Below are 22,551 nucleotides of genomic sequence, written 5' to 3' on the forward strand. Positions count from 1 at the left end.
GTAGTGTAGCTTCCGGCGCGTAGCCGGTGGTCGCGCCGTATCGCTGTACCCGTACGGGGCATCCGTCCCGACCGTAGGTTGAGAGCGCTCGGGTCTTTTGTGTTTTTGGGAAGCTTTTGCGCGTAGCGCGGCTGTTTTCCCACCCCCACCCGACCGTTCAGATTTCACCCTGTGCATAGACTTTGACCGCATATCTAAGGAAGTATCGTGAACAACCGCGAACTTGGCGAGAAGATTCTCGACGGCCTCGGCGGCCCCGAGAACATCTCGCACATGACGCACTGCGCGACCCGCCTGCGTGTGACCCCCGTGTCGAACGAGGCCGTGCAGAACGAGAAGATTAAGTCCCTGCCCGGCGTGCTCACCGTGATTGAGCAGTCCGGCCAGACCCAGGTGGTGCTGGGTGACCGCGTTGAAGCCGTGTACAACGAGATTAACGCGCTGCCCTCCATGTCGAAGCAGGCTGAGAGCGAGGCTCCGGCAGAGTCTAACGGTAAGAAGGCCGGGTGGCTCACCAACGTCTTCGACGTTCTGTCTGACTCCTTCCGTCCGCTGCTGTGGGCACTTCTGGGTACCTCGATGATTCTGACCCTCATCGTGTTCCTGCAGCAGCTGGGCTTCTTCGGCCAGTACACCGACCTGACCGGTCAGGTTGTGAACGTGGACATCGTCAACGGTGCTCGCGTGGCTGATAAGGAAGCCGCTACCGCTCTGAACAACCAGTGGATGCATCAGTTTGCTTTCTGGTACATCCTGAAGGCTGCTTCGCTGTCGGTGCTGAACTTCATGCCCATCATGCTGGGTGCTACCGCAGCTAAGCGTCTGGGCGCGAACATGTGGGTTGGTGCGGCTATCCCCGCTGCGCTGATGACCGGTACCTTCACCGATCTGACCGCTCTGGCTGATCCCGCAACCAAGGTTCTGAACGTTCCGTTCTTCGGTCTGGATCTGCCGCTGTACGCGTTCAGCTACACCGGTCAGGTCTTCCCCCCGCTGCTAGCTGTTGCTCTGCTGGCTCCGCTTGAGCGCTTCCTGAAGAAGGTTATTCCTTCGATGCTGCAGATGGTGTTCGTGCCGATGATTTCGGTCATGATTCTGGTTCCGGTGACCGCGTTCCTGGTGGGCCCCATCGGTATCGGTGTGGCTATGGGCATCTCTGACTTCCTGAAGATGATTAACGATGTGGCTCCCGGTGTTGTGGGTGCCCTGATTGCCGGCCTGTACCTGTTCATGGTTCCGCTGGGCCTGCACTGGCCGCTGAACGCCGTGATGATTAACAACCTGCAGACCATGGGTACCGACTTCATCCAGTCCCCCATGGGTGCGTACAACTTCGCCGTGTTCGGCCTGGTGACCGGTGTGGCTATCCGCGCCAAGAAGGACCGCGAGCTACGCCAGACCGCTATCGGTGCGTCGATGTCCGGTCTGCTGGGCGGTATTTCTGAGCCGTCCATGTACGGTGTGGTACTCCGCTACAAGCGCGTGATTCCGATTATTCTGGTTCCCGCCGTGATCGGTGGTGCGACCATTTCGATGCTGGGCGTTAAGTCCTACGCCTTTGCGTTCACCTCGCTGCTGTCGATTCCGGCTATGCAGCCCTCGTACCTGTACGTGATTGGCCTGGCTATTGCCTTCTTCGGCGCGATGGCCGGTGTGCTGGTCTTCGGTTACGAGTCGAAGGACGACGCCGCTAAGCACGCCGCTCAGCGTGCGAAGGAAGAGGCTGCCGCTGCTCCCGCCGAGAAGAAGGTAGAGAAGAAGGCCGAGGAGGCTCCCAAGGCTGAGGCCGCCGCTGCCGCCGCCGCGGCTCCCGCTGCAGCCGGTGAGGTCATTGAGCTGCACGCCCCGATTGAGGGTACCGCCGTTGCTCTGGCCGATGTTCCGGACCCGATTTTCGCGGCTGGCAAGCTGGGCGAGGGTGTAGCGATTGAGCCGACCGGTACCACTGTTGCTGCTCCCGCAGCCGGTAAGGTTGCCGCAACCTACCCCTCGGGCCACGCTGTGGGCCTGAAGCTGGAGAACGGCATTGAGCTGCTGATTCACGTTGGTCTGGATACCGTGAACCTTGACGGTAAGGGCTTCAGCGTGAAGGTTGCCAAGGGCGATGTTGTTGCCGCCGGCGACACTCTGATTGAGTTCGATCCCGAGGTCATCAAGGATGCGGGTTACCCGCTGATTACCCCGGTGATTGTCACCAACACCCGCAAGTTTGCTGAGGTTAAGGGTCTGCCGGGCGTTGCTCACCAGAACCTGAGCACCGTCCTGAAGGTGACCACTAAGTAGTTCGCTTTCTGAGGCTCTAAGGGGCCCCACCATTGTGGTGGGGCCCCTTTCCTTTATACCCTGCTTCCTGATGTGCTGATTCTTTGGGCAGGGTTTGTTGGGCAGGTTTTGCTGGGGTTTAGGCACTGGCCGGGGGGGTATTTCTGCTAATGTGATAATAAGCTCAACAAGGAAGTTCTCACGTGATAGGGAGTACGATGATGTCTTCTGATACTAGGACATGGGATACCGGGGTGTGGGAAGAGCAGCAAAAAGAGTTGCATGCTCTTTCTCCTGTTCGACGGCTGATGCGCCGGCTCAATCTTGAGGCGCTCGTCTATGAGGCCGCGCCGTTTCCGGTTCTGTTGCGTAAGCTCTCCGCGCTGATTCCAGCCTGCCTTCTGTGGTGGGTTATCTATGAGCCGCACCGGCTTGCCTCTTCCTCCCATCTCCCCGAGGGTGCTCACGCTATTACGCTGCTCCCCGGAGCCTGGGGTGACCCCGCCACGGGGGCTTACGGCGGTCTTCCTGAGCTGCCCGGCGTCCTCTTGCGCTGGGTACTGTGCATCGCGGCAATGGTAGCTGTCGTTCATGTCTGCGGAGTCAAGGCGAAGGGTCAGAGCTTCACCATTCCTCACGATGCGCGTTCACGGCTGATTGCGCTGATGCAGGCTCTCGGCATTTTCGGTGCGTTTGCGCTGGTGGTCTGGATTGAATACATGATGACTCCGCTAACCCTCATGTTTGAAACCGTGTACGCAGGCCCCACCGCAGCCTATAGCGGCGACGGCACGATACCCCTGCACCTGTTCCTGTCTTCGTCGTTGAGCGCTATTTTCCTGGGCTACTTTTGCGTAAACATTCTTGCCTCACTGAATATCCCCGGTTACCTCGGCATCCCCGCAATTATCTTCGTGGGGGCTCTCCCCTGGGCTCACGCGGAGCGGCATCAGTTCACGTTGGCACTCGCGTGGGTCATTGCGGTGACGCTGGTGAGCTGGCTGGTGCGCGGAATGTGGGGCACTCTGCTCGCCTGCGTGGGCTATTCTCTGTGGATTGTGCTGGTCGCAACCAGCAGCGCTCCTTTTGATTTGCCAGCTAATATGAGCCGCGTCCTCGTGATTTTGGGATTCCCGCTGGCCTTTATTGTCGCTGGAGGCGGCATTTACCGCATCTTCTATCTGCGGCAGAACCCGAACCTGTTGAGGTACCTGCAGGAGCGTTCCCTGTACATGGGCGAGTGGTAGCAACCGGTTAGGGCGGCACTCCCCTCCCTCAGTTTTTGTAATTACATATCCCGCTAACGTGTCCCGCTGAAGGACACAGAACAAGGGGAACAGAAAAATCCCGGGCACTCTCTTGTGAGAGTACCCGGGATTTTAAGTCCTACAGGATGACTAGAGCATTACTTGAAACGGTATTACTCTCGCCTACTCTATTCCTGCCAGCCGACGTTGACCCAGTAGTCAGCGCTGGTGTAGCTCTGCTTGAACAGGGACGGACCGTAGTTTGCAACCTTTGCCTTCACAGCGGCGTACATCGGGCCGTTACCGTAGGGCAGGTACACAGCGACCTTCTCGTAGTAGAGCTTCTCCGCCTCGTTGGCGATCTTGATGCGCTCGCCATCGTTCTCGGTGTTCTGCAGCTTCTCGATGAGCTTATCAACCTCGGGGTCACCGACTCCGAACACCTCGGTGGTGAAGAAGTAGGGTGCCGAGGATGCCAGGTCGGGCAGAACGCCCCAACCGGTGAAGATTGCTTCGTAGCTCTTCTGGCCGAGCACGGAGTTGGAGTTCGACTGCGGCTGGTTGTCGGAGGTCAGGCGGATACCTGCGGACTTCAGCTGCTGCTCCAGGATCTGGTAGACAGCCTGGTAGACAGCCTCGGAACCGAAGGAGGTCAGGGCGAAGCTGGCAGTCTTGCCGCCCTTAGCGTAGTAGTCGCCGGACTTGGAGTAGCCTGCGGCCTCCAGAATCTTGGCGGCTGCCTGGGCGCCGGACTCACCCTCGTAGTTGTTCTGGTAGCCCTTCTGGAACGGCATTGCGATGATGGAGCCGGGCAGCGGCTCGGTCCAGCCGAGCTGCGAGAAGTACGCCTTAGCGATCTGCTCACGGTCCACAGCTGCGAGGATTGCGCGGCGCAGTGCCAGGTCCTCGATGCGCTTGGGGTTCAGCTGAATAATGTTGACGTTGGTGTTCTGGCTCTGGCGAATCTCGGTGCCTGCCTGACCCTTCACAGCGTTGTAGCTGGTTGCACCCACGAAGGTGAAGGCGTCCAGTTCGCCGTTCTTGAAGCTTGCACGGATTGCATCGGAGTCCATCTGGCGCCAGATAATGCGATCCAGCACCGGCTTCTCGCCCCACCACTTGTCGTTCTTGACCAGGGTGAGCACCTTCTGGGAGGAGTTCCACTCACCAATCTTGAAGGGGCCTGCCCAGTACTGGTCGAGGGGCTTGTCGACAAAGCCGTCGTTGAAGAGGTTGACGTCTTCCAGAGCGGGGTGAATTGCGAAGGCGCACAGACCCTCGGAGGGGTAGTACGGGGTCTTCATGGTGACCTTGACGTGGCGGTCGTCGCCGTCCACTGCCTCGATGCTTTCCACCTGCTGCCACATCTGGTTATCGGTGATGTGGTAGGGGTTGTCGGTGACTGCGCTGTAGACCTTCCAGCAAGCCTGCACAGCCTTCACGTCCATAGGAGTACCGTCGTTGAAGGCTGCCTTCGGGTTGATCTTGAAGGTTGCGGTCTGCACACCGTCGACGGTTTCAGTCTTGTGTTCGGTGCAGAACTCGGTGTTGAGGGTACCTTCACCGTCGGGGCTCATGGTGTAGAAGCCCATCACGGCGGGAATGTTGCAGGGTGCCAGTGCGTCCAGGTTGCTGGAGGTGTAGCCGCTCTGGGTCTGCAGGTTGAAGTTCGGGCCCAGGGCGGTAGCCGCGAGAGTCAGGGTGCCGCCCTGCTTGAGAGAGGAACGGTCCTGCTTGTTGACCTGAAGGTTCTTCAGAATATCTTCAGCGTTGTTAGCGGCACTACCGCCAACCTTTTCCTTCGAGCTGCCGCAGGCAGCCAGTAGACCGACGGTGCCGAGGGCAACGGTGCCGGTCAGGAGGGTACGGCGAGAGACAGACATGCTCTTCATGGAATTTCTCCTAGAGTATTCGCAGTGTTGTGGAGGCGGCGCGCGAACGGTGCGCAACTAACACTCCAACCCGGCGGGAGGACAGTCTCTGCCGGGGTCGCGGGCAGAATGCCCGCATTTGTTTTAAGTATATCCGTGCAAATCTCTGAGGAACGGGAAAGCGGCGTGCTCCAGAAGGTTTTAATCCTTCTGTAACACGCCGCTGTAGCGCTTTTACCCCTTATGGAGTGTGTGAGCGGTGCTCAACGCTTAGATTTTTACTTCTCCCAACCGACGTTGATCCACACGTTCGGGTTGTAGTAGGGCAGACCGAAGAGCATGGGGCCGTAGTTTGCCAGGCCCTTACGGCACGCCTTGAAGTTCGGGCCGTTGTGGGTGGGCACGTAGATGGCGACCTCGTCCAGGTGGCGCTTCTCCAGCTCGTTCATGATCTTGAGCTGTTCCTTCGGGTCCTCGGTGGACATCATGGTTGCTGCCAGCGAGTCCAGATCCTTACCGTGACCGTTGTTGGTCTCGGAGATGTAGAAGTAGTTCGCCGCATCCACCGGGGAGGTGGTGATGCCGTAGCCACCGGTCTTAATCGCGAAGTTCTTGGAGGAGATGATGCTCGACATTTCGGAGGCACCGTGGTTCTCGATGGTCAGTTCAACGCCGATTTCCTTCATCTGCTGAACCAGGAACTGTGCGGTGGAGCTGACAACCGGGTCGCTACCGAAGGTGATGACCGGGTAGGAGACCTTAGCGCCGTCCTTGGTGTAGTAGTCACCGGACTTGGTGTAGCCCGCGTCCTCAAGGATCTTGGTGGCGACGTCCTTGCCGAGCTTGGTCGGGTAGTTGTCCTGGTAGCCTTCCTGCATGGGCAGCATGCACATGGAGCCGGGCAGGGTTTCCTTCCAGCCGAGCTTCTCGTAGCGCAGCTTCTGCAGCTGCTCACGGTTGAGGGCTGTAACGAAGGCGCGGCGGACGGGCAGGGGCACCTTTTCGGGGTTGATTTCGTAGTTGCCCACGCCGAGGGCGCTGCCCTTGCGGATATCGGTGTTTGCCACGCCGGAGAGCTCGTTGTAGGAGCTGAGGGTGCTGGCGTCCACGTAGTCGATTTCGTTGTTCTTGTAGGCTGCCTGCTCTGCCTGGGAGCTCATTTCACGCCAGGTGATGCGCTCGAGGGCGGGCTTCTGGCCCCACCACTTGTCGTTGCGGACGACGGTGAGCACCTTGGAGGAGGAGTTCCACTCGCCGACCTTGAAGGGGCCTGCCCAGTACTGGTCGAGGGGCTTGTCGTTCAGGCCGTCGTTGAAGAATTTGGGGTCGGCGAATGCCGGGTGCAGGAACGAGGTGAAGCTGCCTTCGATGGGGTACCAGGGCTTGGACATCGTGACCTTCACGTGGCGGGTATCGCCGTCCACAGCCTCGACGCTTGCGACCTGTTCCCAGATGGGCGAGGGGGTGATCTGGTAGTCCGAACCGGATGCCGCGGCGGTGTAGATGGTCTGGTAGCTCTTGACGGCGTTCACGTCGATGGGGGTACCGTCGTTGAAGGCTGCCTTGGGGTTGATCTTGAAGGTCACGGTCTGCACGCCGTCAACGGTCTGCGCCTTGTACTCAGTGACGTAGTCCTCGTTCATGTGCGACTCGCCGCGGAAGTCGGCGTAGAAGCCGCCGGTGAAGGCGGAGTTGATGGCTGCCTGAATGTTCAGGTTGCCGGCGGTGTAGCCGTTGGTGTTGAGGATGTTGAAGTTCGGGCCGATGCCGTCAGCGCTCAGGCGCAGTTCGCCGCCGTCCTTGAGGGCGGAGCGGTCCTTCTCGTTGTAGGAGACTGCCTTTGAGAGGTCGTCGCCCGCGGAGAGAGCGCTGGTTTCGGTCTTGGAGGAGTTGCCGCCGCAGGCTGCGAGCAGGCCTACGGTGCCCAGGGCGACGGTGCCGGTGAGCAGGGTACGACGGTTGAGGGTGAAAGTGGTCATTAGTTTTCCTCAGTTAGGTGGGATGCTGCTTTGCTGTACGCGGGGGAACACAACCCGCACACCTTTGTGACAGCACGCACATTTTGCATTGAGATTAGTATACACACATTTCCCACGCACTATGACCTAGTTCACCGTTTTAGGGAAAATATTTCAGCCAATCCCCGAAACCACCCCACCACAAACCCCCCATCAAAAACACAGAAAAGCCCCGCAGTACCCCGCCACTGAGGCGGAATACCGCGGGACTTTACCCTCCAGAGCCTTATACCGGCGCCTCCGAAAATTCAGCAACTACCGAATAGGAATCCAGAAAATTAACATGTGGCTTTAGTTCTGCCAACCCACATTGACCCAGCGCTTGGGGTCGGTGTAGCTGGTTGCGAAGAGGGAAGGACCGTAGTTAGCCAGCTTCTCCTTCACAGCTACGTAGCTGGGGCCGTTAGCGTAGGGGAAGTAAATAGCGACCTTCTCCATGTGCTGCTTCTCAGCCTCAGCAGCCATCTTCAACTGCTCCTCGTGGGATTCCTTCTCGTAAATGGAGGCAATGTACTTATCCAGCTCAGGATCGCCCACACCCTCGTTAATTTCGCTGGTGTAGAAGTACTGAACGCTGTCGGCGGGGTCAGCACCAATGCCCCAACCGGAGAAGGCACAGTCGTACTGCTTAGCGCCCATCACGGAGTTGAACTGGGACTGCGGCTGGTTGTCCTGCTCGAGCTTAATACCTGCCGCCTTGAGCTGCTGCTCGAGGTTCTGGAACTGAGCCAGAGAGGTTGCATCCGAACCGAAGTAGGTGATGGAGAAGCCTGCAGTCTTGCCGTCCTTGGCGTAGTAGTCGCCGGACTTGGAGTAGCCTGCTGCTTCCAGGATCTTTGCCGCAGCCTCGGCGCCGGGGTTGGACGGCATGTTGTTCTGGTAGCCCTTCTGGAAGGGCATAGCAATCATGGAGCCGGTCAGGGGCTCTTCCCAGTTGATCTGGCCGAACTTGACCTTAGCCAGCTGGGAGCGGTCAACCGCGGCGAAGACTGCACGGCGCAGGGCGGTGTCGGTCACGCGGGTCGGGTTGAACTGCAGGTTAATCACGCCGAGGCTCTGGCCGGTACGAATCTGGACACCGGGCTGACCCTTGACAGCGTTGTAGGTTGCCAGGCCAGCAAAGCCAATGCTGTCCAGCTCGCCATTCTTGAACGCTGCGCGCTCTGCCTCGTCGCCCATTTCACGCCAGATAATGCGGTCCAGCAGCGGCTTCTCACCCCACCACTTGTCGTTGGGCACAAGGGTGAGAGTCTTAGCCGAAGAGTTCCACTCGCCAATCTTGAAGGGGCCGGACCAGTACTGATCCATGGGCTTGTTCACGAAGCCGTTGTTGAAGAGCTCCTTGTCGGTCAGTGCGGGGTGCAGACCGAGCAGGCCGAGGGTCTCAGCGGGGTACAGGGGCTTGGACATGACGATCTTGACGCGGGTCTTGTCGCCATCCACGGGGTCGATGGACGCCACCTGCTGCCAGAAGGGAGTTGCGATGACGTTGTAGCCGTCATCGGGGTTGCGGTAGACGGTCCACGCGGCGCGGATTGCCTCAACGTCAACGGGGGTGCCGTCGTTGAAGACAGCCTTAGAGTTGAGCTTGAAGGTGATGGTCTGCACGCCGCCAACGGTCTCTGCCTTGTAGTCGCTGACATAGTCGTCGTTGAGGCTGTATTCGCCAGCAGGGCTCAGGGAGGTGAAGCCGATAGCGGAGGGGATGTTGCAGGGGCCACCGAATGCGGTGAGGTTCGCGGTGGTGTAGCCGCTCTGAGTCAGAATGTTGAAGTTCGGGCCGACTGCAGAGACGCTACCGCGGAACTCGCCACCCTGCTTGAGGGAGGAGCGGTCCTGCTTGTTAATTTCGAGGTTCTTGACGATTTCCTCGGTGCTTGATGCAGCCTTACCGCTGATCTTCTTGTCAGAGCCGCCGCCGCATGCAGCGAGCAGGCCGACGGTACCCAGGGCAACGGTGCCGGTCAGCAGGGTACGGCGATTAATACGTAGATGAGTCATGTATTCTCCTCATGCCGGAGGGCTCGGGTGCTATTCGATAAGCGCACCGTGTTGTGCGCTGATTTTTCGGGAGCGCCGAAGCTCCCGCCCATCACCTTTGTGAGAGCCCCCACATTGTTTGTGGTTGAAACACAGTATACCCCCAAAAGAAGCGACGCAGACCACAGTCCAATCCGTGGAAGAACTATACACCGTCTAAAAATCACGGGTTCAGCGCCCGAACCCGCATCATCATGCGGAAGCCGCGTGCGAAAACTAAAAAATGAAATATTATGTAGCATTGGCGCGCGAGCGCGTCACACCCGGTACTTTGAGAGTCGTTACAAGTTACAAGCACAGCGTCGGGGCAACTAAAGCGCACTGAACCCTCCACAAGAAAAAGCTCCCCACCCCTATACGACACTGCGAAAACGTATAGGGGGCAGGGAGCTTAAAACTGCGGCTTATGCCATCCAGCCGACGGTAGACCAGTCGGTGGTCTTGAAGAGGAACGCACCGTAGTTAGCGAGCTTCGGGCGGCATGCCTTGAAGTCCGGGCCATTGAGGAAGGGGATGAAGAGGCAAACCTCGCTCATGTGCTTCTTCTCAATTTCGTTGCACTTCTCGGCGCGCTTAGCGTCATCGAGGATGGTGACCATCTCGTCGACCATAGCGTCGATTTCGGGGGTGCCGACGCCGTTCCAGTTCTTGGAGTGGTAGAAGTACTCGGCTGCACTGGTCGGCTCGGAGGTCACGCCGAAGCCCGAAATGCTTACGTCGTACTCGCGGTTACCAACAACCTTCGAGAATTCAGACTGTGCACGCGAATCGAGCTCGAAGTTAATGCCGATTTCCTTCATGCTCTGGATGAAGGTCTGTGCCTGGCCCTTGGTGGTGGCGTCATCACCGAAGGTGGTCAGCTTCAAGGTGATGGTCTTGCCGTCCTTCGCGTAGAAGTCGCCGGACTTGGTGTAGCCTGCCTTCTCCAGGACCTTGCGTGCTTCCTCCGGGTTACGTGCCGGGTAGTTGTCGCGGTAGTACTGGGAGGAACCCAACAGAAGCATCGAGCCGGGAACTTCTTCTTCGTAGGGCAGACCCTGGAAGCGAATCTTTGCCAGAGCACCACGGTCGATACCCAGGAAGATTGCCTTACGGACAGCAACATCAGTGATGTGCTCTGCGTTCAGGTTCATGCCGCCGGCGAAGAGGCGGCGACCGCGGCGGATTTCAGAGTTTGCAACGTCCTTCATCTCGTTGTAGGCGCTGAGGGTACGTGATTCCACGACGTCCAGCTCGCCGTTCTTGTAGGCGGCGCGAGCTGCAGCGTCTGCCATTTCACGCACGACGATGCGGTCCAGCTTGGGCTTCTCACCCCACCACTTGTCGTTGGGGACTGCGGTGAAGGTCTTCTCGGAAGAGTTCCAGCCGTTGGGTGCCAGAGTGAAGGGGCCGCAACCGAGCTCGGGGTGGGGGTTGTCGACGAAGCCTTCGTTGAAGAGGTTTACGTCGAGCATCGCCGGGTGCAGGATTCCACCAAAGAGCAGACCCTTGACGGGGTTGTGCGCAGTCTTGAAAACAACGCGTGCGTGGTAGCGGTCGCCATCGATAGCTTCAACGCTTTCGATGAATTCGTAGATACCCGCTGCGGCAATCTTGTATTCACCGTCGGGGTCACGCTGGATCTGCCAGGTTGCCTTGAGGGCGTCGATGTCGATGGGGGTGCCGTCGTTGAAGACTGCCTTGGGGTTCAGGCGAACCTCTGCGGTGATCTTGCCGTCTACTTCCTTAGCTTCGAAGCCGAGGCAGTAGTTGGGGTCGAGCTCGTCTTCGCCCTTGTAGGTGCTGCGCCAGATGCCGGCACCGGCGATAACGCCCATGGTTTCGGAGACGGAGGTGCTCGAGCCGTTCTGGGAGAAGCGGTTGAAGTCCGGGCCCAGGGAGTAGGTGCTCAGGTTCAGGGTACCGCCCTGCTTGAGCTTCGAGGTATCCTGCTCGTTGATTTCATAGAACGGGGTTTCGCTTGCCTTGTGCTCGGTCTTGGAGGACGAGGAGCCACAAGCGCTCAGTACGCCGACAGCAGCGACGGCGGTTGCGCCGCCGAACAGTACGCGGCGGCTCATGATCGGGTTGAATCCGGAGAGGGAGGGGATGGGGTGGGGGCTCATGACGGGCTCCTTGGGGGTGTGGACTGCACTGATGCAGTGTTTGCAGTGTAAAGTGGGTGGCTCGCGTGCTCTGGAGGCGGGGTTTCCGCCTACAGGAGCGTCTGCCATCTGCGGTGATGGGCGGGCAGGTCAAGCCATGCAAAATAATGTGACCTAAAGCTATGTTCTAAGCCACATTTAATATTTTTTAGTAGTGTACACCACACGCATCACCACAAGTGCGCAACACGATAAATATTTCTAAATTATTACGCCCGGCCCTAAGACACCGAGCCTAAATCCATGTCGGCACAACCCCACCACCCTTCACGCAGTGCCCCCTCCCCCACCTCCAGAAATAGTCAGCGGGCACAGCAAAGCGGGCCGAACGCGCATATACGCATTCGACCCGCTCATAGGGCAGGAACCCCTAGGAATTCATCCAGCCCACAGCAGTCCAGTCCATCGACTTGTACAGGCGCGGACCGTAGTTAGCCAGAGTCTTCTTGACCATCACAAAGTCAGGACCGTTCGTAATGGTGCCCAGGAAGGCGAACTCCGCCATGTGCTTCTTCTCAATCTCGTTGCAGGCGAGGTTACGTTCCTTGTCGTCCTCAATGAGGGTCATGGCGTCGATGAGGGCATCGATTTCCTTGCTGCCGATACCTTCGTTGTTCTCGGAGTAGTAGAACTGCTTGGTACCCTCGGTTGCGTCAGCAGAGACCGAGTAGCCGCTGAAGGAAATATCGTAGTCCCAGTTGCCCAGAATGGTGGCGAACTCACTATCGGCGTGCTGATCGATCCGGATCTCAATGCCGACATCCTTCATCTGCTGAGTGAAGGTCTGAGCCTTACCCTTGTTGGTCGGATCGTCACCGAAGACCACCACTGCACAGCCAGCCTTCGTGCCGTCCTTCTCGTAGTAGTCGCCGTTCTTGGTGTAACCGGCGGCCTCCAGAATCTTCTGCGCCTCCGAAACGCTGTTATTCGGGGTCGGGTAGGAATCCTGGTAGTAGGGTGAGAAGGGCATGTGAATCATCGAACCGGGGATGGTTTCCTCGTAGGGCAGGCCCTGGTACTGAATCTTCGCGAGTGCTTCACGGTTGGTGCCGGCGAAGATTGCCTTACGCAGGGCAGCATCCTTGACGCGGCGGGGGTTGATATCCAGACCACCGGCGTAGAGGCGGGTACCCTTACGCAGTTCGGTACCTGCCACGTTCTTCACCTCGGTGTAGGTGGAGGAGGTGCTTGCACCGATAGCGTCAATTTCGTCGTTCTTGAACGCGGCACGTGCAGCGCTGGATTCCATCTGGGTAAAGACAATCTTGTCCAGCAGGGGCTTGGTGCCCCACCACTTGTCGTTGGGTACAACGCTGAAGGTCTTCGCGGTGGAGTCCCAGCCCTTATCCGCCAGGGTGAAGGGGCCAGCCCAGTACTCGGGGTGGGGCGCATCCACGAAGCCGTTGTTGAAGAGCTCGACGTCTTCCAGTGCGGGGTGCAGAATCTCAGAGAAGAGGCTCTGCAGCGGATAGAAGGGCTTGGAGAAGGTGACGATTGCACTGTAGTCGTCTTCGCCCTTTTCTACGGATTCGACGAATTCGTAGATGCCGCTGGAGACAATGTTGTAGCCGTTATCCAGGCTCTTGAAGATGTTCCAGGTGGACTGGAGCGCCTTGTAGGTAATGGGGGTGCCATCGTTGAAGACAGCCTTGGGGTTGAGCTTGACGGCAACCTGAACCTTGTCGCCCTTCTTGCTGTGCTCGAAGGAGACAGCAAAGTCGGTGTTCAGCTTGTAAGTGCCGTCAAAGTCGAGGTTCCACATGCCGGCCTGGCTGATGGTGCTCATAACGTTGACGTTATCGCTGGTGTTACCGCTCTGGGTGTAGAAATTGAAGTTCGGACCGATGGATCCGGCGGGCAGGCGCAGGGTGCCGCCCTTCTTCAGGCTGTTCACATCCTGAGCGTTGATGTTGTAGAGGTCTTCGATATTGGCACCGGCGCCGGCGGCCTTGGTCTTTTCAGAGCTTGCGCTGCCGTTGCCGCAGGCGCTGAGCAGACCTACAGCTCCCAGAGCCGCGGTGCCGCCAATGAGGGCGCGGCGGCTGAAGCTGTTCTTGGTCGCTTCGTGGCTACTCGCGGTGTATGCGGTGTGGGCGGTCATGGGAGTGGTTTCCTTCTGTCTTGCGTGGGCGGGTGTATCCCGTATCCCCGAAGTGTTGATTATTTATGCAGAGCACTGCATAACTTTGTATGACTCCACTGTAGCGCGCCCCAGGATCGAAAACCAAGAATTATCACAATATTTCTTAATATTTATCGTGTCTTTTGGATATTCATACTATGAATACCCTGTTTTTGCGCGAATTTTTCGGATTTTGCCGGATAGCTATACCATCACTCCCCCACATAGGTACACAAAAGCACCCAAAGCCCCCTCCAGAAATGCAAAAAGTGTCCACCCGGATAATCCGGGTGGACACTTTCAATAGCTCTAGGCTATTCACCTAGGAGGTGAAGGGATGAGGACTTACTTAGCCCAACCAACCTTCTCCCAGTGAATGCCGGTGCCCTGGAAGAGGGACACGCCGTAGTTGCGCAGACCCTTCTTCACGAACTTGTACTCGGGGCCGTTCATGAGCGGAATCAGCACTGCGAACTCAGCCAGGTGCTTCTTCTCGATCTCATTGCAAGCCTGGTTGCGTTCCTTGTCGTCAGCAATGAGCTTCATCTTTGCGATCATCTCATTGATCTCATCGGAACCAGCTTCCTCAGGCTTACGGCGCATGTAGAACTGCTCGGTAGCCTCGGTAGCATCCGGGGAGCTCGGAGCGAAACCGGAGGAGGTTGCGTCGTAGTCCTTGGAGGCCATGGTCTTGTTAAACTCGCTAACAGCACGGGAGTCGAGCTCAGCATTAATACCTACGGACTTCAGCTGCTGAACCAGGGTCTGACCGACAGCCTTGGAGGTGGGATCCTCACCGAAGATGGAGAACTTGAAGGCAGCCTGCTTGCCGTCCTTCTCGTAGAACTCACCGTTCTTGGTGTAGCCTGCATCTTCCAGAATCTTGGATGCAGCAGCAGCATCGTTGTTCGGGGTCGGGTAGGTGTCCTGGTAGTACTCGTTGAAGGGCATGTGAATCATCGAGTTGGGAAGCTTCTCTTCGTAATCCAGGCCCTGGAAACGAACCTTGGCGAGAGCCTCACGGTTCAGACCAGTAACCACAGCGCGGCGCAGAGCAACATCCTGCATGCGGGCGGGGTTCATGGTCACGCCACCGGAGAACAGGCGAGAGCCTCGGCGGATCTCGATGTTAGCAACGTCCTTGAGCTCCTTGTATGCGGAAGCGGTGGTAGCACCAATCGCATCAAGCTCATCGTTCTTGAATGCCGCGCGCTCAGCAGCGGGATCCATCTGACGGAAGACAATGCGCTCCAGAACGGGCTTCTCGCCCCACCACTTGTCGTTGCGGGTCAGGGTCAGGGTCTTCTCGGTCGAGTTCCAACCACCTTCAGCAATGGTGAAGGGGCCAACCCAGTACTCGGGGTGCGGCTTGTCAACGAAACCAGTGTTGAAGAGTTCCTTGTCCAGCAGAGCCGGGTGCACAATGCCAGCGAAGAGGGTATTCAGCGGGTAGTAAGGTGCGGAGAAGGTTACCTTCACCTTGAAGTCATCACCGTCGCGCTCCACGGAAGCAATGCTGCTGTAGATGCCGCTGCTTCCGACCTTGTAGTCACCATCGGTGCTCTTGAGGATGTTCCAGGTAGCCTGCAGAGCCTTGTAGTCGATGGGGGTACCATCGTTGAACTTAGCCTGGGGGTTCAGCTCAATGGAGACGACGGGCAGACCGTTTTCTTCGGCGACATCGAAGCTCTTCGCAAACTCGGGAGCCAGAGTGCGCTTACCCAGGGGGTCACCCTGCCACAGGCCTGCGTAAGCCACGGGGCTCATAGCGGTCTGGGTGTACAGGGAGTTGCCATCCGCGCTGAAAAGGTTGAAGTCCGGACCAATACCCGGAATAGCCAGGCGCAGAGTGCCGCCATCCTTCAGCTCAGAAACAGCGGCCTCAGCAAGGTCATAAAGCTCCTTGGCATCGGTGCCCACGGTTGCACCCTTGGTGGTTGCCTTGGAGTCCTTGGACGAGCCGCACGCAGCCAGTACGCCCACGGTACCCAGTGCTGCAGCGCCACCGAGAACGGTACGACGGTTCAGGATGAAATTCTTCTCCATGAGAGTGTCCTCTTATACGTTTGACCCTCAATAATCCCGCAGGAAAGCGTCAAGGGTTCCCTGCTCATGCGCCGCAATTAGGGTGCGGTGAGCGATGAATTAGTGCCGGTCTATGAATGTGTTCCTTGAGGCACGCCCCTAGCGGCGCACCCACAGGCTTAATTATGGCTTACCCGCGGTATAGAAGCTCGCCTATAAATATTCATATCTTGAATGGTGAGAAAGGTTACGCCTAGTCAGTGCAGTTTTTCCTGTTTTCTTGCTGGTTTCAGTGCCAAGCGCCACATTCTGAGGCTCCCGCCGTCTCACCAGGTGACAATCTCAAGCTGCACGCGCCTCACCAGTACCGGGCATTAAAAAACCCGAGGGGCGAATATTCAACGAATATTCGCCCCTCGGCACACATGCGACTTATTCAGCCGACTCTAGAGCTACACCGTAGCGGCCTCAGCCTCAGGGTAGTAGCAAGCATAACCGTGATCCTGGCCCTCAACGGGGGTCAGTTCCGGCATCTCCTCCAGGCAACGACGCTTCTTGTCCTCAGGCAGCAGCTTGAAAACCGGGCAACGGCTCGAGAAGCCACAGCCCTTAGGCGCGTTCACCGGAGTGGGCAGGTCGCCCTCAAGCATAATGCGGTGACGCTTTGCCTCAACCTCGGGATCCGGAACCGGAATCGCCGAGAGCAGTGCACGGGTGTACGGGTGGATCGGGTTGTCGAACACCTGATCGACGTCACCAATCTCAACAATACGGCCCAGGTACATCACTGCAACGCGGTCGGATGCGTGGCGAATCACCGCGAGATCGTGAGCAACCATCAGGTAGCTCAGGCCCAGGTTTGCACGCAGCTCCTCCAGCAGGTTGATCACACCAGCCTGGACGGACACGTCCAGTGCAGACACCGGCTCATCCAGAACCACGAGCTTGGGGTTCACAGCAAGCGCACGAGCAATACCGATACGCTGACGCTGACCACCAGAGAACTGGTTCGGGAAGCGGTTCACGTGGTCAGGCTGCAGACCCACAATGTGCATCAGCTCGATGACGCGCTTCTTGATGTCTGCCTTGTTCATGCCCTGGTTTTCCAGCGGCTCAGCAAGCACCTCGTAAACGGTGAAGCGCGGATCCAGAGCACCGGTGGGGTCCTGGAACACCATCTGCTGGTTCTTACGCAGCTCAAGAATCTCACCTGCGGACTTGCCGTCCTTGGTGGAGGTTCCGTTAATCAGAATCTCACCGTCGGTGTTCTTGTTGAACTCCATGATTTCCAGCAGGGTGGTGGTCTTACCACAACCGGACTCACCCACGATGGAGAAGCACTCGCCCTCGCGAATGTCGAAGGACAGGCCGTTCACAGCCTTCACAGTGCCCACGCGGCGCTTAATCAGCGCACCCTTCATGAGCGGGAAGTGCTTCTTGACGTTGCGGACCTCCAGGACGGGGGCACGCTCCTCACGCGGAATGCCGTCGTACTTCGATACCGGGGGCTCCGGAACCGGGTACAGCTCGTCAGCGGTCTTACCGACCAGCTCCTGAGAGATGGTGCAGGAGGAGTAGTGGCCCTCGCCGACGCCTTCCAGCAGCTGCAGATCGGGCTCGCCGTTGGAGTCCTGGCAGCACTGGCCACCGCTCTTAGCGATGGGGCAACGCGGGCGGAAGGAGCACGCGGTCACCGGGTTAATCAGGTTCGGAGGGGTACCCTCAATCGGAACCAGGGAGACCTTCTCGGAACGGTCCACACGCGGGACCGCACCCAGCAGACCGATGGTGTACGGGTGGGAGGGATGCTTGTACAGGTCCTCTGCCTTCGCAATCTCCACCGGCTTACCGGCGTACATCACCAGAATGTCGTCAGCCATACCAGCCACAACACCCAGGTCGTGGGTAATCATGATGGTCGCTGCGCCGGTCTCATCCTGAGCCTTCTGCATAACCTCCAGCACCTGCGCCTGAATGGTCACATCCAGTGCGGTGGTGGGCTCATCGGCGATGAGCACGCGGGGGTCATTCGCAATCGCCATAGCGATCATGATGCGCTGACGCATACCACCGGAGAACTCGTGCGGGAAGGAACGCAGGCGGTCAGCCGGCGAAGGAATACCCACCATACGCATCAGTTCGATGGAACGGTCCTTGATAGCCTGCTTGCTCATGCCCTTGTTGTGAACCTTGAGCACCTCAGCAATCTGATCACCAATGGTGTACACGGGGGTCAGCGAGGACAGCGGATCCTGGAAGATCATAGAGATCTCCTTGCCGCGGTATGCGCACATTTCCTTATCGCTCAAGCCCAGCAGCTCGGTGCCGTTGTACTTGACCGAACCGGTGATGTCAGCGGTAGTCGGGTGCAGACCCATAATCGCCATGGAGGCAACGGACTTACCGGAACCGGACTCACCCACAATACCCAGGGTCTTACCGGGGTACAGGTCAAAGTTCACACCGCGAACAGCATGCACGATGCCATTCTCAGTATTGAAGCGGACGTTGAGGTCCTTAACGCTCAGAACGGGAGAGGTACTCATTAGTTCTTCGCCTCCTTTGCAGCGGCAGCGGGTGCCTCTGCCTTCTCGTTCTTCTTGGACTTCTTGATCTTACCGACCGACATCGAAGTCGGGTCGAATGCGTCACGCAGACCGTCGTTCATGAGGGCCAGCGGACCAACCAGCAGGAAGAAGAACAGAACCGGGAACCAGAACATGTGCGGCAGGGTGTTAATCTGCTGCGAAGCATCCGAAATCAGCGAGCCCAGCGAGTAGTTGGGGTACTTAATACCGATGCCGATGAAGGAGTAAGCGACCTCAGAGAGCACAGCGCCCATGATGCCGCTGGTGAAGTTCAGAACCAGCAGGGAGCCAATGTTCGGAACCAGGTGGCGCATCACAATCTTGAAGGGGTGCACACCCATGTAGCGTGCAGCCTTCACGAAGTCGCGGTTGATGAGGGACTGCGCCATTGCACGAATAACACGGGCGCTACCCATCCAGCCGAAGGCAATCAGCACTGCAGAGAGCAGAACCCAGGTGGGGACGCTCTTCTGAATCTGCTTACCAACCTGACCGTTAATCAGAATTGCCAGAATCAGCAGCGAGGGAACCATGATCAGGGTCTCGAGGATGAACAGCATAATCTTGTCAATCCAGCCACCGAAGTACGCCATCACACAACCGTAAACTGCGGAGATGAACACAGTGGCCAAACCGACGACCACACCAATCTGGAGAGAGGTCCAGACGGCCTCAGACATCATGGCGAACACGTCATTACCCGCGATGGTGGTACCGAACCAGTGCTCGGCCGAGGGGCCTTCACCCAGCGCCATGTAGTCAATGTCGTTGGGCTTGTACTTGGTCAGGTACTTACCGAACAGACCGAACAGACCCATGCCGATGAACACGCACAGACCGAAGACTGCAGCCTTGTTACGCAGGAAGCGGCGCAGAATAATAACGCTCTTGTTGATGACCTTGAAGTCACCGTTCTCCTGTACCACCGGTACGGAGGAAGTTGCAGTTACCTGACTCATGAGATCCTCACTCGGGGGTCGACGATGGTGGTAGCGATATCAGCGATGATCGCACCGACAGCGAACAGTGCAGAACCGTACGCGAGGGTCACGGTCGCAGCGTTCACGTCCTGCGCGGAAATGGAGTCAATCGACCACTTACCGATACCGGGCCATGCAAAGACGGTCTCGGCGAAGAATGCACCCGCAAAAATCATCGGAATCTGGTACGCGATGGACTGTGCCACGGGGATGAAGGAGACGCGCAGTGCGTGGCGAGTAATCGCCTGGTTACGGGTCAAGCCCTTAGCACGAGCGGTACGCACGAAGTCAGCGTTCACGTTATCGAGCAGGTACTGACGCTGTGCAATCTGGTAACCAGCCCAACCGAAGATGGTCATACAGAAGGTCGGCACGACGTAGTGCGCCGCCATATCCATGGTGATTTCCCAGAATCCGGTCAGACCCGGAGTCGAAATACCGGTCACATAGAAAATCTTCTCTCCACCATTAGCAACGGCGATGTTGTTGATAGTGGTCGCGCCCTGCTGCACCACGAAGTAAGCAACGGGAGCGGGGATGATGTAGACCAGGTAGGAGTAACCGGTGATAACACGGTCAGAGAACTTGTACTGGCGAGCTGCCGAGTACACACCCAGGGCGATACCAATCACAATCGAGAGAATGGTAGCCACCAGCAGCAGGCGGGTAGAAACCCACACGCGCTGGCCAAATTCCTGGTTAATGTACGCGCCGTTGGGGCTACGGCCCCAATCGAACTTGGTGACCACATTGGTCAGCCACTGAACGTAGCGGTCCCAGGGGTTCATTTCGGGATCGAGACCCAGGGATGCGAAGTTACGGTTCACCTGCTCGGGGCTAGGCTTCGGAACCTTTTCCTGCTCCAAGAGGGCAGGCTTCAGGGCAGTAACCGCTGCAAAGTAACCCATCGTGGTCGTAATAAAGACCATGACGAGGTACGTCAGCGATCGCTGGAGGATGTACCTAAACATGGGACGGTTCCCCTCCTTGTGTAGATGTCGGTGTTAAGGCATGTGTGTCATGCTGTCCTAGCGCACTGCTTCGTGATGACTGTCACTAGGAGCATATGTACTTTATCTTATATAGCCTGTAACACTTCCACCAAACCCACATTGGGCACTTTCACCCCTTAGAACAGCCTGTATGCAAGCTAAAAGGGAGCTGGGTAAAAAAATGCCCCGGAATACCGGGGAAAAGGGGCGGATTAACAATTTTTACGAAAATTTTACATCGGAAACAATTCTCTCGACATAGGGACGTAATAACCTTTTCGATAAGCGCTTTAATGGGGCAAAACACCACGTAAACCCACTATTTAAGGGACTAAACCAACACTTCCAACCCCTAAACCAAGCACTAAGGCACACCTCTTAAGCGCACTGGTTAAGGCAACTCAACCAAAAGCGGCGCCCCGGCACGAGCACACGACTCGCACCGGGGCGCCGCTTATATAGGAAGGCAACGCCTCCGGCGCGCACCTTTTCGTTATCCCTCGTTCTAGGAACGCGAGGAGCCGCCATCCTCCGAAGAGCCCGCCTCATGCGAAGCATCCGAGCTCACTGACTCAGCAATCGTCCTGCGGTTAGGACCCTGCATGCTCTTCAGAGCCTGCGCATCCTTCGCCGCCATCTCCGGAGTAATCACCGGAATCGCACCGGTCGCCGCACGGGCAATATCAACAGCCGGCTCAGTCTCCAGGGTCGTCGCCAACGCATCCTCACGAATGAAGAACAGAAGCAGCGTAGACACCAGGCCCAGCGGCACCAGGTACAGGAACAGCGGAATCAGCGCATCGTTATACGCATTCACAATGATGCCGTGCACCGGCTCCGGCAAAGACGCCACCAGCTCAGGAGTCAGAGACGAAGACGCATGGCTACCCGAAGACTGTAGCGCCTGCTGCGGCATACGCTCAGAAATCAGCGAGGTCAGACGCGAGGTAAACAGACCACCCACCAGCGAGGCACCCACAGTAGCACCCACCTGACGGAAGAAGTTATTCGACGCCGTCGCGGTACCAACCACGCTCACCGGGAACGCATTCTGAACAATCAGAGTCAAGAACTGCATGGACATACCCAAACCGGCACCCATCACCGCAAGGTATATACAGAACAGCCAGGTCGGAGTCTCAATAGTCACGGTCGACAGCAGGAACAGGCCCAGCGCCACAATCGCGGTACCGCTCGTCACATAACGCTTATAGCGACCAGTCTTCGACACCACGCGGCCCGTCACAATCGACACCACCAGCATGACACCCATCATCGGGATCATCAGCAGACCAGCCACCGTAGCGCTCACACCCAGCGCCATCTGCAGATAAGTCGGGATATACTCCACCGCACCGAACATTGCCACACCCAGCGCCAGCGAAGCACCCAGAGTCAGCAGGAAGTTACGGTTCTTGAACAGGTACATGGGCATAATCGGCTCAGCCGCACGGTTCTCCACCGGGATAAACACCAGCGCAGCAACCACCGAGAAAATCAGCAGACCAATAATCTGCGGCGAGGACCATTCGTACTGGTTGCCACCCCAAATTGTGGCAAGCACGAGCGCACTCGTACCCGCCATCAGAATCAGCGAACCAAGGTAGTCGATGCTGTGCTTCTCACGCTCACGGAACGGGCGGTGCGGCAGCAAGAAAATTACCGCAAGAATCGACAGAATAGCCAGCGGCAGGTTCAGCCAGAACGCCCAACGCCAACCCGGACCCTCAGTAATCCAGCCGCCAATCAGCGGACCAGCCACCGACGAGAACGCGAAAACGCCACCGATAATACCCATGTAGCGGCCTCGATCGCGCGGAGGAATCACATCAGCAATCACCGCCTGAGAAAGAATCATCAGGCCACCGCCACCCAGACCCTGCAGGCCACGAGCAAAAATCAGCCAGTTCATGCTCTGCGCAAGCGCGCCAACAATCGAACCCGCCATGAAAGAGACAATCGCAAAAATCAGGAAGGGCTTGCGTCCAAACTGGTCAGAAAGCTTGCCGTAGACCGGCATCGTAATCGTCGAAAGCAGGATGAAAATAGTAATCACCCAGCTCATGTGCTCCACGCCGTGAAGCTCACCCACAATCGTGGGCAGCGACGGCGCCAGAATCGTCTGGTTCAGCGAGGACATGAGCATCACAATGACCAGGCCCAGGAACATGGCGCGGATGCGGTTTTTACTTTCCTGCTTAGCCTCACCGGCTGGCGGCTGAGGTAGATTCTTTTCCTCTGTACTCATCGTTTAATCCTTAG

12 protein-coding genes are annotated in these 22,551 nt (G+C 57.7%); 2 read left to right on the plus strand and 10 right to left on the minus strand.

Annotated features, from left to right (window positions below; all coding sequences use genetic code 11):
- Positions 1-207 precede the first annotated feature (207 nt).
- Together HMPREF2765_RS07555 and HMPREF2765_RS07560 are read left to right on the plus strand one after the other, a co-directional pair.
- The gene (locus tag HMPREF2765_RS07555; RefSeq protein ID WP_049342723.1) at positions 208-2,283 is read left to right on the plus strand and encodes a glucose PTS transporter subunit IIA; all 2,076 of its coding nucleotides are present in this window, start codon (positions 208-210) and stop codon (positions 2,281-2,283) included.
- Between the two features lie 197 nt (positions 2,284-2,480).
- A complete protein-coding gene (locus HMPREF2765_RS07560; RefSeq protein WP_246824943.1) occupies positions 2,481-3,509 on the plus strand; it encodes a dihydrodipicolinate synthase in 1,029 nt (342 codons plus the stop codon).
- 188 nt (positions 3,510-3,697) lie between these two features.
- Here the strand turns inward: HMPREF2765_RS07560 and HMPREF2765_RS07565 are convergent, their stop codons facing one another.
- The 10 genes from HMPREF2765_RS07565 to HMPREF2765_RS07610 form a co-directional block, all read right to left on the minus strand.
- A complete protein-coding gene (locus HMPREF2765_RS07565; RefSeq protein WP_070605072.1) occupies positions 3,698-5,401 on the minus strand; it encodes an ABC transporter family substrate-binding protein in 1,704 nt (567 codons plus the stop codon).
- Positions 5,402-5,658: 257 nt separating this feature from the next.
- Positions 5,659-7,359 (minus strand): ABC transporter family substrate-binding protein, encoded by a 1,701-nt coding sequence (locus HMPREF2765_RS07570; RefSeq protein ID WP_070605075.1) that lies wholly within the window; start codon positions 7,357-7,359, stop codon positions 5,659-5,661.
- A 330-nt stretch (positions 7,360-7,689) separates the two neighbouring features.
- Entirely contained in the window at positions 7,690-9,399 is a 1,710-nt protein-coding gene (locus HMPREF2765_RS07575) for an ABC transporter family substrate-binding protein (RefSeq protein WP_049357817.1), read from the minus strand.
- 443 nt (positions 9,400-9,842) lie between these two features.
- Positions 9,843-11,543, minus strand: coding sequence for an ABC transporter family substrate-binding protein (locus tag HMPREF2765_RS07580; RefSeq protein ID WP_049357820.1), 1,701 nt, complete (start codon positions 11,541-11,543; stop codon positions 9,843-9,845).
- 409 nt (positions 11,544-11,952) lie between these two features.
- On the minus strand, positions 11,953-13,683 hold the full coding sequence (locus HMPREF2765_RS07585; RefSeq protein WP_049338244.1) for an ABC transporter family substrate-binding protein: 1,731 nt from the start codon (positions 13,681-13,683) through the stop codon (positions 11,953-11,955).
- Positions 13,684-14,049: 366 nt separating this feature from the next.
- Positions 14,050-15,750, minus strand: coding sequence for an ABC transporter family substrate-binding protein (locus HMPREF2765_RS07590; RefSeq protein WP_049350484.1), 1,701 nt, complete (start codon positions 15,748-15,750; stop codon positions 14,050-14,052).
- Between the two features lie 431 nt (positions 15,751-16,181).
- Positions 16,182-18,275: an ABC transporter ATP-binding protein gene (locus HMPREF2765_RS07595; protein ID WP_049338246.1), complete on the minus strand. Its 2,094-nt coding sequence runs from the start codon at positions 18,273-18,275 to the stop codon at positions 16,182-16,184.
- Positions 18,275-19,276 carry an ABC transporter permease gene (locus HMPREF2765_RS07600; protein ID WP_005507216.1) on the minus strand — a complete coding sequence of 334 codons (1,002 nt, stop codon included), beginning with the start codon at positions 19,274-19,276 and terminating at the stop codon, positions 18,275-18,277. Before HMPREF2765_RS07600 ends, HMPREF2765_RS07595 begins: the two co-directional genes overlap by 1 nt.
- Positions 19,273-20,268, minus strand: coding sequence for an ABC transporter permease (locus HMPREF2765_RS07605; protein WP_005507218.1), 996 nt, complete (start codon positions 20,266-20,268; stop codon positions 19,273-19,275). The genes HMPREF2765_RS07600 and HMPREF2765_RS07605 overlap by 4 nt, the downstream gene beginning before the upstream one ends.
- A 526-nt stretch (positions 20,269-20,794) precedes the next feature.
- Complete coding sequence (locus HMPREF2765_RS07610; RefSeq protein WP_070605079.1) at positions 20,795-22,537, minus strand: MDR family MFS transporter; 1,743 nt, start codon at positions 22,535-22,537, stop codon at positions 20,795-20,797.
- Positions 22,538-22,551: the final 14 nt, after the last annotated feature.

This window comes from Rothia sp. HMSC062H08, from assembly GCF_001810775.1.
Taxonomy (GTDB): domain Bacteria; phylum Actinomycetota; class Actinomycetes; order Actinomycetales; family Micrococcaceae; genus Rothia.